The organism is Paenibacillus sp. RC67 (genome assembly GCF_030020805.1).
Taxonomy (GTDB): domain Bacteria; phylum Bacillota; class Bacilli; order Paenibacillales; family NBRC-103111; genus Paenibacillus_S.
Genome location: NZ_CP125098.1, coordinates 4,139,519 through 4,153,260, shown reverse-complemented (window position 1 = coordinate 4,153,260; position 13,742 = coordinate 4,139,519). Strand labels below are relative to the sequence as shown.

The following is a 13,742-nucleotide window of genomic DNA, read 5'->3' as shown; positions in this document are numbered from 1 at the left end:
GCTAAGAGCGTGTCAATATTTATCATGATCCTGCGCAAGATGATCAATAATAAATGGCTTGAGCTTAGTCTGCTGTTTGGTTTGATATTGTCGGTTGCTCTGGCAAGCAGCATGCCTATCTATACCAATGCGATACTGCAAAGATTGCTGCTTAAAGAGCTGCAGGAGATGCAGACGACCAGCAGCCAATATCCGGGAATTTATTGGCTCTCAGTCAACTTGCCTCCCAGTCAGGATAAAGAAAAGAACATAAACCTTGCGGAAACCGATGATTTTTTGAAAAATACAGGCAGCCGTTTCGGTATTCCCGAGCAATACTTCGTCCGCGAAAGATCCACACAGAGATACAATGTGCTGCCCGCTCAACCCGATAAAGTGGATACCAGTAAGCAGAGATCTGCAGATATTACAGCTATTGACGGTTTGGAAGGGCATATCCGGCTTGTAGACGGACGTATGCCTGCACAAGCTCAGGTTGACGGGATCTATGAGGCTCTTGTGGTGCAGGAAGCGTTGACGGAATTAGGAATGGTCCTGAACACGGTCTTTGTTATCAAGGACGAACTGACGAAGGAAGCCATCCATATCAAGCCTGTGGGAGTATTGGATCGCAGCGATTATACCGATGTTTTCTGGTATAACATCCCCAGTAGCTACAAGAACAGCTTTTTGATTGACTTTACTTTGTTCGAAAAAGAATTTACTAACGCTGGAAAGCTGCATGTACAGTCGAGCTATTGGTACTGGGCATTGGATTATAAGAAAATGACGCTGCAAACCGTCAATACGTTCATTGCCACTCATTTTTCCATTGATAAACATATGGATGAGCATTATGAGACACATAACTATAATGCTCCAGCGCTAAAAACACTCGGTAACTATTATGTAAAAGAAGCCAATCTGAGAATGATGCTATGGTCGTTGAATGTACCAGTTGTTCTTATGCTCGGATTTTATTTGTTTATGGTAGCCAATCTGATAACGGATCGCCAGAAAACAGAAATTGCCGTACTAAGAAGCCGTGGAGCAAGCAGATTGCAAATTATTGCGAGTTATGTTGTGGAGAGCTTGGTCTTGGGCTCCATTGCCTTTTTTATCGGACCTTATGTTGGGATGTATTTGACCAAAGTACTGGGCGCATCCAGCGGATTTCTAGAGTTTGTTCAACGGGCCAAGCTGGATGTGACGCTAAATCAGGATGCATTCTTGTATGCGTTGATTGCTATCGGCAGTTCATTAGTGATGACGCTTATCCCTGTAATTTTGGCTACAAAGGCTACGATTGTCGGGCACAAGCAGCAGTCCGCACGCCAGGAGAGCAGCTCCTTTTGGCACCTTTATTTCATTGATGTGATCCTAATCGGGATATCCCTGTATGGATTATATAAGTACAAAACACGAATCAAGGATCTGCTGTCGCTTGGTTTAAAATCGGGAGATTTAAGAGTGGACCCGTTATTGTTTTTCATTCCAGCTATTTTCATCCTGGGAATGGGGCTGCTGGTGCTTCGGTTGTACCCTTGGTTCATGAAGTTAATCTACTCGATGGGCAGACGATGGTGGCCTCCATCATTATACTTCACCTTGATTCAAGTCAGTCGATCCACCCTTCAATATCAATTTATTATGGTATTTTTGATTATTACGATTGCTACAGGATTATTCAGTGCCAGCGCTACGAGGACGATTAATAAAAATACAACAGATAAGATCCGATATTCGGCTGGAGCAGATATAACGATGCAAATTCGATGGGAAAATGATGCACCCCCGGCTATTTTAGCCGGCATGCAAGAGAACGAAGGAGGTGAGGCCGAGGAGGAAAATACAGCATCCGATATTTCAGCTACGCAGAGAACACAGTATACGGAGCCGTCCTTTCTACCATTTACGCAACTTCCGGGTGTTGAACATGCTGCCAAAGTATTCATCAAGAAAGATGCCACTTTTACTCGAGGCAGGTCGCAGGACTCTGTACAGCTTATGGGGATTGAAACGAAGGAATTCGGTCAAACCGGCTGGATGCGCCCAGGACTGCTCGACCATCACATGAATAGCTATTTAAACCTAATCGCTTCCAAACCATCCGCTGTCTTAATATCGAGATCCTTGGCAGAGGAGTACAGCCTCAAGTCGGGTGATACGATAAGCCTTGGCTGGTCAGGGATAGAAGGAGCCCAGTTCACGGTCTATGGGATCGTGGATTACTGGCCGTCATGGAACCCAAACCCCGGTGTGAATGAGACGATAACCGTTTCCAGTAAAACAGGGGCGACTAAAATAAAAAGACCTATGCTCGTTATCGGGCATTTGTCTTATATTCAGAATAACCTTGCACTGGAGCCTTATGAAGTATGGCTGAAGCTAAAAACTGAGGCAAGCAGTCAATTAGTATATAAAGCGGTTACGGATCATGGCTACCAGATCGAAGCCATAAGAGATGCAAAGCAGGAACAAATTAAAGCGATCAAGGATCCGTTCCAGATGGCCATTAACGGAGTGATGACATTAGGATTTTTAATTTCAATATGCATATGCTTTTTCGGCTTCCTCTTATACTGGGTGTTGTCGCTTCACGCAAGAACGCTTCAATTCGGTATATTGCGGGCAATGGGGATTTCCTTTTTCCAACTGCTAGTCATCCTTATAGGAGAGCAGGTGTTAATCTCTGGAGCAGCTATCGTTATAGGAATCTCAACCGGGGGGATTACGAGCCAGTTATTCGTGCCATTATTCGAAATGTCCTTCGATCCAAAAACACAAGTACCGCCATTTAAAGTGACGTTTGATCCAAACGATCAGGTTCGGCTATATTGGGTTGTCACCGTGATGATAATAACGGGCTTGACGATCCTAGCACACATAGTTTCGCGTATCCGGATACATCAAGCCGTCAAGCTGGGTGAAGATTAACAAATGACAATAATGATAAAAAGGAGAATACAAGGATGAATACAAGGATGAATACAAGGATGAATACAAGTGAAATAAAACAAATTCCCGATACCCTAATGCTAGAGGAAAGGGCGGGGCATGTCCTCGGGGCTATCCTGGGGATGGCAGACGAGGATCATGGGCATATTCCGTTTTTTGCAGCTAATCTGATGGAGCAGCCAGCTTTTTTAACCCATGGAGATTGGGATTACGGTTCCAGCCATGGACGATTGGTCGATGCGCTTATACTGGCCAGACATATGACAGGCGATGAAAGAGGAATGGATATTGAGGCTAAATACCGGGAAAATTTCCTGGGCTTCTTTAAGGAGGACGGCCTTAGCTACCGCTTGAAAAATCCGAAAGCACCCTGGGAGCCCACAGCCAATATGATCGACCAACGTGCCGTTATTCTCGCATTAACTTCCTGGTATATGTCTACGGGGGACAGTCAAGTTAAGCAGGTTGCAGACAAGCATGTAGCAGCGCTCAAAAGAATTGCTATTAAAGAAAGAGATGTGTGGTATTATCCAGCTTCGGAATACACGGTCAACGGGTGGCCTTCCGCAAATGCAGTGCAGTTGAGGCTAGCTCCGGATCCTGCTGCATTCAGTGGAAGACTCATTATGCCGCTTTTGAAATACTACGAATTGACTGGGAACGCTGATGCCTTCGAATTGTGCCAATACTTCACGGCATTAATCATTCGTCGCAGCGGTGTGTTCAACCCGGACGGTAGCTTTAATGACGCCCTTGCATATCGCAGCGGACATTTTCATACCCGTATCGGAACATTGGATGCATTAGCTCGCTATGGCTGGCATACCCGTGACGCCTCTATTACCCATTTTGTGAAGAAAAGCTATGATTGGGCTCTCACTTGGTGCACTGCTTTTGGGTGGACACCCGGAGATATTCACGATCAGGCGTTCGAGCATGAAACTTGCTCTCTGGTCGACCTGATCTCTACGGGGATTACGCTTGCTCAAAGCGGTTATACCGAGTACTGGGGTATCGTTGAACGGTTCTTGCGCAACCACTTAACGGAATCGCAGCTGCTCAACCTGGACTGGGTAGTGGACTCCGATCATAAGGAAAATGACGACGTAGGGTTAAAGTCTTACTTCAATGTAGCTAAGCGGGCACAGGGAGCCTTCGCAGGCTATTCGGCACCGAATGATTTCTGCTGCGATGTCAACGGGGGAAGGGGACATACAAATGACTTGCAAACCTGCTGCATCGGTTCGGGCACTAGAGGATTGTTTATGGGCTGGAGTAATACCATAACGGAACATAATGGCACCATAAGCGTGAACTTTTTATTCAATCGAGGCTCTCGCTGGCTGGATGTAAGCAGTCATCTTCCGCATGAAGGCAAACTAGAGCTCGACATTCATCAGAATGTACCAAGACTGTTAATCAGGATTCCGGACTGGGCAGGATATGCCAAAGTGCTGATTCGACGCGAGCGTGGAGACGATGTGTTGACACAAACAGGCAGTGATCCAAGCATATGGGTCAATCAGCGTTTTCTTAGCCTGGGTGAAGCATACGAGGGAGAGACTATTACAATTACCTTCCCGGTAAGCCAAAGGCAAACCGTTGAAAAAGCGGTAGGCGAGGAGTTCATTACCCAATGGCGGGGGGATGATGTGATTCATCTGAGCCCCGAGGGTACTCACCATCCGTTTTACAATCATCGTCAAGTATGGAGTAAAGCGCCTATGAGGACAGGACAATATCGCAGACTCGTGAAGGAGTTTTATTGGTAAAAAGCAGGATGTGGACAGCCGTTTGTAGCGAAAAGGCGGCTGTCTTCTTAGTATAAGATTCAATGGTTCATTCAGGAAAACATATGCCTATAAATTAGCTGTAAATCCCCTATAACACGAATTCGTTTTCATACTATTTTATTTATAACAGAAGGCAGCATGTTATAAAAACGAAGCTATGAAGCGGTAAAGTGCTTTGGGGGTGATCGGATTGAAGCTATTGATGATGTAGTATGCTGGGGTTTAATAATTCAAACTTGAGAATCTGATTATTAAATTAAGTAAGGAAGGTGTGTCGAATGAACAACAAATACATAGCCTGCGCAGTTTCTTTATTCCTCTTGTCGACGTCGGTTCTACCGCTTGCTTATGCGGATAGTAAAGATGCTGAGGTTACGGCAGATGAATTGAAAGTAGATGAAGTGAACACATTAGTAGTGAAAACAGACGAAGTGAAAATAGTAAAAACATCTGAAGATTACGAGGATCTAAAGATGATGCCTCAGGATTTGAAGGACAAGTTTGATCTCTTTATTAAAAGTGGTGTCCTGAAACCGGAATCGGAGAACACTTATGGATTTAATCTGCCGGTTACTCGAGAAGATTTCGTTCAGGCGTCAAGAATCATTTTCTCTAACGATGAAAATGAAGCGCTTACAGATAAGAATAAAGAATCGTTTAGAGCACTGGGTCTTACTAATGAAGACGGAATGGCTGTTGACCCGACTGTATTCGTAAGTAGACAGGATCTTGCAAAGTTTTTAATCTACGGGCTCGGCAAGGTAGATGAAGCACGCAATGTTACACCAATTACGGATGATAGTATCCGGGATGAAGATAAGGTAGATAAAGCGGCAAGCCGATTTGTCACACTTGCTTTGCAATTAAAGATTATGCAGAATCTTGATGATAGTCGTTTTCACGGTACGGACCGGGTTGTTACCCGCAGAACACTTGTGGAAGCTGCTTTTGAAACGCGCAAGGTTCTTGGTGGGCAAAGCGAAACGAGTAAAGTGTCTATCACAGAAGCCAAAGTAACTGGGGCTCGTAAAGTATCGGTAACCTTTGAAACTGCGGTGGATGCTGCAAATGCGGTCAAGGCCATATTATCCGTCAAGAAAGATGGCAGTGTTATCTCTGGAACAACGGAATGGGCTGCGGATAAAAAAAGTGCGACGATTACATTGGATACCAAATTGACGAAGGGAGCATATACCGTAGAATTGTCAGGGTTAGATGAAAAGGCTGTAGCCCAGAAGACAGTGGACTTTTCTGCGGAGGATGAAACAGTTAAGAAGCTTGAATTCACAAGTACATCAGACGAGTTGGCTCGCTCGAAGGTGATTGTTGGTTTTAAGCAGATTAATCAATATGGAGAGCAAACCCGCTTGCCTGCAGCTGCATTTGATATCAGAGTCAGTTCCGGAATCGGAATGCAATATGTGCCGGGTCAACAAGCCGTTAAGCTGGATCTGAGACAGGAAAGACGTGGTTCGGCAATCTTCGTCTCTATCTACGATAGAGAGCACAATTTATCGTTGAACAAAAATTTTATCGTCGGGGACCGTGTGGTTGTTTCCAAGATCGAAACGGGCAAGTTGTCTTATAAAGACAATAAGGAGCTGCAGCCCGGAGGTAAAGTCTACTTATCATTCCGAGCGTATGATCAATATGGTTGTCTCGTTGATGATGTAGAGGAGTTGGACAGAGGGATCATTACAAGATTTGAAGGTGAGTCACTGTTCGAAAATGTAAAGAACAAGGTGTTCGTTGATTATGATAACGACAATTACCCGGAGCTGGAGCTTGTAGCAAGGGATGATTTCGATAAAGACAAAGGAACTACCCTGCATTTAATGGCAGTAGGATCCGGTCAGACCGTGAAGCAAGAAATAGCTTTATTTTCCCCTAAGCTGGCGTCAAGTCTTAAGATTGCGGATTTAACTTCACAATTGGCAGTGGGGGATACTGACGTAGGAATCACTCTGGAAATAAGAGATGCTGAAGGTTATAGCTTCTCAACGGATGAAATCGCAGCATTGTATAATGCCGGGCAGATTCAAGTACGGAGTTCTGGAGTCCTTAAACTGGGTTCAGTTGCTGAAGGAGAACCGATAGGCTTAAGCGGAGCCAACAAGGGCAAGGTGGTCGTGCAAGCGACAAACAATGGATCAGCATCCATTGAAGTATATTTGAAGGATGCCAATCAAAAGGCGACAGCCGATTACACAGTTCAGTCTGCACGTGTAGCTGAAAGATTGGAGAAGTCAGGGTTCGAACCGGCAGAAACCATTACGGTGATCCAAGGAGTAACAGATCCGATTAAAACCATAAAATACGCTATCAAAGACCAATACGACACAGAATTTAAGACCGCTCCCGATGAATATCAGGTAGAATACAGGCTGCAAAAAGTCAGTGGAGAAGCAGGGGCATTTACGGCTAACTTTAATGGCAATACAAAACTTCAGATGAACGATACAAATGCTACCATTAGAGTGAAAGCAAGCCAAGCTAGCAACAGTAGTATTTTTTTGATGGCAGATGCCAAAAAACTGGGTGTTTATAAAGTGGTCACAACATTGGTTAAAGCAAAGAAAGATCCTAAGGAGGCAGAACCGACCAAATGGCCGATTGAATCAGAGCTGCAGACCATAACAGCACAGGCGCAAAGCTACACGTATCAACAGCTTGACAAGGATTTAACCTACTACGTAAATTCTGATACAAGCTTGTTTGCCGTAGGAAAATATTTAGTAGACCATGCTTTGCTGGAGAGTAAAAACAATAATAAAAAAGATAAAGCCACCCAGGAGGATGGAGCCTATATATTTAAAAACAAACCTGAACTAGCAAATAAAGGAATTACGGTTACGGTCAAGGATAAGCAAAATAATGAAATTACTTCCTATCCAAAAGGAGCTTCCCCTGTGATAAAAAGTATCACATTTGCTAATCCGAATCTATTTGCCGTCGATAAACCCGAGTTTCCGACTAAGATCATTGGTCTAAATCCGGGAAGTACGGATGCCATACTTACTGTGAATACACCTGCAGGAACAAAGATTGTAAAAACCAATTTTACTGCTTTTGCTTCCGAATTGGAATTCAAAGAATTAAAAGTGACACTTAAAGATAATACCGTGACCAATGTTGATCCCAAAGCCATCGACGATCGCTATATTTGGGATGATAAGCTGCTGAAACAGGTTCAAGTAAGCGATACCAGCGGCAATAGCTTTACGAACAAATCGAATCTCGATGCAGGAACGCAAAGCGCTTCTCTTACCCCATTCATTGGAGTATTCGGAGTATCCTTTGTTCTCAAGGATATTACTTATAAACCAGGAACAAAAGAAGACGATAAGGATATTTTCTATATGACCGATGACTACAAGCTCGTCTTCAAACCCAAAAGCGGTGTTTATGATATAAATAAAGTAAATTTACAGAGCTTTACCATTGTTGGAAATGGTCCGAGCAATAAGCCTAAGAACTTTATTTTCATTGTGAAGTAATGTACCCAGCCTTTGCCGAGTGTGGCAGAGGCTTTTTTAACGTTTCGGGGCTCCCCGTAATGTACCTGAATCAACTTCGAAGCCAAAGCTCCACTTTGTGGGATTAACTCACGGCCAAATCACCCTATAATCAAGCTCGGATATACTAATTTATTGCACTCCTCCATTTTGTATACTGTAGAGAAGATGGGAGGTAGAACAACTTGGCAAGAAAAAGATATGTTATCTGCGGGGTCAGCACCCGAGCTAACGGGATGTTTATAAACTCCATGCTGGACACGTTCCAGCCATATTGCGAGATCGTTGGGCTGCTCGATTCGGATCCGGCCAGGTTCGCTAACTGCTTTCGCAAGTTTCCTTCTCTAAGCGGAGTCCCTGTGTATGCTCCCGAGCAATTTGAACGGATGATTGAGGAAACGAGGCCGGACGTGGTGATAGTAGCCGGAGCGGACCATAGTCATGCCGATTATATAGTGAAGGGTTTGCAGCATCATCTGGATGTGATATCCGAAAAACCGATGGTAACCACCGGAGCCGATTGCAAGCGCGTGTTAGATGCACAGAATAGCAGCAGAGGAAGGCTCTACGTAGCTTTTAACTACCGTTATGCTCCGATCCATACAAGAATCAAGGAAATCATTCTGGAAGGAAAAATCGGGAAAATCACTTCTGTCGATTTAAACTGGTATCTCGATACCTATCACGGAGCAAGCTACTTCAAACGCTGGAACCGCAAAAGACTGCATTCCGGCGGTTTGTCTGTTCATAAAAGCACACATCATATCGATCTTATCAACTGGTGGATTGATCAAAAGCCGGTCGAAGCCTTTGCTTACGGGGCTCTGAATTACTTTGGCCCGGAAGGTGAGCTTAACCCTGCCAAGGAAGAAGGGCGTTATTGCGGTACCTGTCGTGTCAAGCAGAACTGCAGCTACTTCATGCGCTGGTCGACGCGCAGCAAGGAAGTTATGCCTGAGGATGACCATTTGACTCAGATGGATAAGAAGCCTAATGCCTATAACGGATACCGGGCAGACGGCTGTATCTTTGATTCAGAAATTGATATTGAAGATACTTATGCTGCAGTCATTAAATACGATAAGGGCGCAATGCTGAGTTATTCGGTCAATTTTTCGTTGCCATATGAAGGATACCGATTAGCCATTAATGGGACCAAAGGGAGATTGGAAACCAAGGAAATGATGTCCAAACGGGCATCCTATCATGTACCTGAGCAAAAGATCGACTATTTCCCGTTATTCGGGGGTAAAGAAACGATCCATGTGGTTCCCCGCTCAGGAGGTCATGGTGGAGGTGACCCGCTGCTTCTTGAAGATTTATTCCTTGGAGCTGATCCTCTTCGTGCTTATGATATCATGGCCGGTGCTGAGGCAGGAGCTTATTCAGTACTGACTGGCGAAGCGATCTGGAAATCGGCTCAATCGGGGGTGCCGATACGAATCGGCGATTTGCTGGTTTCAGAGGAACCAGAAGAAGCTGGATATTCTAAATGAACTGGGGGGAAATACGGACGTGTACGATAAATTTGAAAATGTAGGAATTGCCCATTTTGATGTAAAAAGTCAGCTGCCAAGGTGGGTTTATGAATCGGCTATGCGTGCAGCTAAAAAGGGAGAGAAAGCGCGCAGTGCCATTAAAAACAAGCAGATGCTTGAGGAACGACAGCGTGAAATCCGTGAAGGCTTGGAGCAGTGCATAGGAGGATTAGCCTCTTTCGATACTCCGCTCAACCCACAAATAACAGGAACGGTTCAAGGAAATGGGTTTCGGGTGGAGAAACTCATTTTTGAACCACGACCTCATGCATACGCAACCGCTAATGTTTACATACCCTATGATACAACAGGTCCAAGAGGGGCAGTGCTGCTTTTGTGCGGACATCGCGAGCAGGCCAAGCATTGCGATGAATATCAAACCGTCTGCCATTATCTGGTGCACGCTGGATTAATTGTTATGGCTCTGGATCCGGTGGGGCAGGGAGAACGGTTTGGTTACTACGATACCGAGACCCAACAAGCCCCAATGACCAGCGTCACCGAGCATGAGAACGTCGGTCGTCAATGCATGCCTCTCGGAGACAGCCTAGCAAGGTATATGCTTCATGATGCGGTACGCGCGATAGATTATCTGAGTACCAGAGCCGATGTAGATCCGAATTGCATAGGAGTAACCGGTCATTCCGGAGGGGGTACCCAAACCTCTCTCCTGATGATGTATGACAAGCGGATTGCGGCAGCAGCACCTGGCGGGTTTATTATGAACCGGCCTTACTTCTTGCTCACCGGCAAGGCACAGGATGCGGAGCAAAAATGGCCCGGCTTTTCTGCCTATGGCTTTGACCATGAGGATATTGTTCTTGCCATGGCGCCACGTCCCGTACTAATTCTTGCCACTACTTATGATTCGGTACCCATTGAAGGACCGCGTCATACGGTATCCGTAAACCGCCGGTTTTGGGAAATGCATGATCGCAGTGAAGATTTGACTATTTTCGAGGACGAGAATGTTCACCGGTTTACGATACCGTTGGCTAAAGCGGCCGCTGCTTTTTTCTCCAAGCATTTACTAGGGTCAGCTGTGACGCCTTCGGAGGATCAAATTGAATTGATTCCGAATGAGCAGCTGTGGTGCACTCGAAGCGGGCAAGTCATTGGCGAAATGGCTCAAGCCAAGAGTGTCTTTGATGAAAATGTGGAAAGACTCGCCTATTTTGAGAACAAACGCGAGTCGATATCCGATGCAGAACGCAAGAAGCGTGCTATGGCGTGGCTTAAGAGGACCGTATTTTACAACAGGCAGTCCTGCGATCTGAATCCCCGTCCTTCCGGAGGTGGAGAAGTAGATCATCTATGGGTACATCGTCAGATTTGGTGGAGTCAGCCGGGGCTGTTGAATCATGCCTTACAATTCTACGATTCCAAGCTGCATGGACAAAGACTTCCTGTCACGATTGCTGTGTGGGATGGGGGCACATCCCGGCTTGAAGAACATTCCCAGTGGATAGAAGAAACTTGCGCATCCGGTCGTATCGCCATGGTGTTAAATCCGACGGGGATAGGGCCTCTTCTGCCGCATCTGAATTCGCCTACGGATAAACCATTCAAGAGGTTTGGCATCATGGATAGACATACAGACGAAATGATGTGGCTTGGAGATAGCATGGCTGCCCTGCGTACATACGATGTTCTGCGAGCCATTCAATTAATATTCGTGTTAAAAAATGTCGATTCCAGTGACATTCGTCTTTATGGAAGCGGTCGGTATGCAATGTATGCCGGTTTAGCGGCTTTATTGGACTCAAGAATAGATAGTGTCCGGTTGGAGAACTGCATGAGCAGCATTGCCGACTGGATAAAAGAACCTTTTTACGATGAATTGGATTCGTTAAGCTTTATTATTCCTGGAATGCTTCGTCATTTGGATCTTCCAGATGTATATAAATGGCTTAAGGATGACAGACGCCTGTCCGATGTTGAGCTTTTAAAAAGCCATTCAGCAAGCTAAGTGAAGAGGAGGAAGTGCATATGTCTACTGTAGTTGCTATCTATACAGGACAAGGATTGGCGGAACGCATTCAACCGTTATTTCGGGAAGAAATGCCGGGATGCCGATTGGTTAGTATTATCGATGACAGTATTATCGCTGATGTGATTCGGGATGGTAAGGTCACATCTTCTGTAAGGCGCAGGCTTGTGCAATATTATCGCCACGCAGAAGAGATAGGAGCCGATGTCATTCTTAATACCTGTTCATCTGTAGGAGAAGTAGCGGATTGGGCAAGAGCTATGATCGACATTCCCATAATAAAAATTGATGAAGCTATGGCTTCGCAGGCGACTTGGCAGTTTCATAACTTAGGGGTATTAGCCACGCTGCCTACAACTTTGGACCCGACCAAACGCTTGCTGCATAAAGAGGCCGAAAGACAGAATCGTGTGGTTAATGTAGTGGATGCACTAGCCAAGGGGGCGTACCAAGCACTGGTATCAGGACAGCCGGAGGAGCATGATCGTTTGGTTCTTGAAGCTGCCAAATCGGTAGCTCAGCATGCGGATGTACTTGTGTTGGCACAAGGCTCGATGGTCAGGATGGAAGAAGCGCTGAAGCAGGTCACAGGCCTTCCTGTTTATTCGAGTCCACGCTTAGGCGTAATGGCAGTTAGAACCGAGCTGGAGCGATTGGGGAAGGTGGCCATACCGTGAATGATCAAGTGATCGCTACCTATTGGATAGAGACGGCCTTTGCCTTGGAAAAAGCCAGTGAAATCATTGTGAGCGAGCAATCCACCGGTACTTTTATGCCTTTGGCCAATGAAACGGTGAGTCTGAAGGAGAGGCATCGCGCTCGAATTTTGTCTATTCAACCGCTGGAGAGCTCTCCTTTCCCAGCACTACCAGGGGCCAAAATTCCTGTTGGCAGCAAAGGCTTGTATCATCGCGGTATAGTAAAGATTGCTTATCCGTATGACAATATCGGTCCTTCCATTCCGAATTTGTTAGCTACTGTGGCAGGCAACTTGTACGAGTTGGAAGAGTTGTCTGGGATACGACTCATCGATCTGGAGCTTCCTTCATCGTTTCGTGACAGGTATGAAGGCCCAAGATTCGGTATTGCTGGTACTAGAGAGCTTACAGGCGTACATGGGAGACCTATTATCGGCACTATTATTAAACCGAATATCGGATTGCCGACAGAGCAACTAAGAGGAATAGTTCGAGAGCTGGCCTCGTCGGGTATCGATTTTATAAAAGATGATGAAGTCCATGGCAATCCGCCCTATGCGCCGTTATCCGAGAGGGTCAAAGCCGCCATGGAAGAAATTGAACGCGCTGCGGATCAGACTGGCAAAAAAACCATGTATGCCTTTAATATTACAGATGATATCGATCAGATGCTTCGCCATCTGGAAACCGTTGTACAGTATGGGGGCAACTGCGTCATGGTGAGCATCAACAGCGTTGGTTTTGCTGGGGTAGCTCATTTACGGAAATATGCTCCTGTGTGCATCCACGGACATCGTAACCAATGGGGGATGATGTCGCGGTACCCATATCTCGGCATGTCATTTTCCGCATATCAAAAACTGTGCAGGTTGAGCGGAGTGGATCATCTTCATGTGAATGGACTTAACAATAAGTTTTATGAAGATAATGCTTCTGTCATGAGCGGCGTGCAAGAATGCTTAAAACCCATGTTTGAGAAGGCAGATGTAGCACTCCCCGTATTGTCCTCCAAGCAATGGGCGGGCTCTGCATCTGAAACATACCGCGAATTGAAAACTGTCGATCTGATGAACATAGCCGGCGGAGGGATTCATGGACACCCTGGCGGATTTGGCGCTGGATTCCGCAGCTTTGTACAGGGATGGGAAGCTGCCCTTGCAGGAATTCCATTGGAAGAATATGCACGGACCCACTCGGAATTGAGGCAGGCCTTGGATATATTAGGCTAATCTTAGCGAATCAGCAGCACAGGTCAGTGAATGGATGGAGGG

Annotated in this window: 7 protein-coding genes; all 7 read left to right on the top strand. The window is 45.7% G+C overall.

Annotated features, from left to right (window positions below; all coding sequences use genetic code 11):
* Positions 1-9 precede the first annotated feature (9 nt).
* The 7 genes from QMA13_RS18945 (at position 10) to QMA13_RS18915 (ending at position 13,700) form a co-directional block, all read left to right on the top strand.
* Complete coding sequence (locus QMA13_RS18945; protein ID WP_282935320.1) at positions 10-2,916, top strand: ABC transporter permease; 2,907 nt, start codon at positions 10-12, stop codon at positions 2,914-2,916.
* A 35-nt stretch (positions 2,917-2,951) separates the two neighbouring features.
* Positions 2,952-4,709 (top strand): glycoside hydrolase family protein, encoded by a 1,758-nt coding sequence (locus QMA13_RS18940; RefSeq protein ID WP_282935319.1) that lies wholly within the window; start codon positions 2,952-2,954, stop codon positions 4,707-4,709.
* Positions 4,710-5,008: 299 nt separating this feature from the next.
* Positions 5,009-8,227, top strand: a complete 3,219-nt coding sequence (locus tag QMA13_RS18935) for a hypothetical protein (protein ID WP_282935318.1) — start codon at positions 5,009-5,011, stop codon at positions 8,225-8,227.
* A gap of 203 nt (positions 8,228-8,430) precedes the next feature.
* Positions 8,431-9,741: a Gfo/Idh/MocA family oxidoreductase gene (locus QMA13_RS18930; RefSeq protein ID WP_282935317.1), complete on the top strand. Its 1,311-nt coding sequence runs from the start codon at positions 8,431-8,433 to the stop codon at positions 9,739-9,741.
* Between the two features lie 19 nt (positions 9,742-9,760).
* Entirely contained in the window at positions 9,761-11,752 is a 1,992-nt protein-coding gene (locus QMA13_RS18925) for an alpha/beta hydrolase family protein (protein WP_282935316.1), read from the top strand.
* A 20-nt stretch (positions 11,753-11,772) separates the two neighbouring features.
* On the top strand, positions 11,773-12,450 hold the full coding sequence (locus QMA13_RS18920) for an aspartate/glutamate racemase family protein (protein ID WP_282935315.1): 678 nt from the start codon (positions 11,773-11,775) through the stop codon (positions 12,448-12,450).
* A complete protein-coding gene (locus tag QMA13_RS18915) occupies positions 12,447-13,700 on the top strand; it encodes a ribulose-bisphosphate carboxylase large subunit family protein (RefSeq protein ID WP_282935314.1) in 1,254 nt (417 codons plus the stop codon). Before QMA13_RS18920 ends, QMA13_RS18915 begins: the two co-directional genes overlap by 4 nt.
* Positions 13,701-13,742 lie beyond the last annotated feature (42 nt).

What these genes read in the sequence shown, in the direction of transcription:
- QMA13_RS18940 (WP_282935319.1), top strand. Translation starts at nt 2,952, where the DNA reads ATGAATACAAGGATGAATACAAGGATGAATACAAGTGAAATAAAACAA.
- QMA13_RS18935 (WP_282935318.1), top strand. Translation starts at nt 5,009, where the DNA reads ATGAACAACAAATACATAGCCTGCGCAGTTTCTTTATTCCTCTTGTCG.
- QMA13_RS18920 (WP_282935315.1), top strand. Translation starts at nt 11,773, where the DNA reads ATGTCTACTGTAGTTGCTATCTATACAGGACAAGGATTGGCGGAACGC.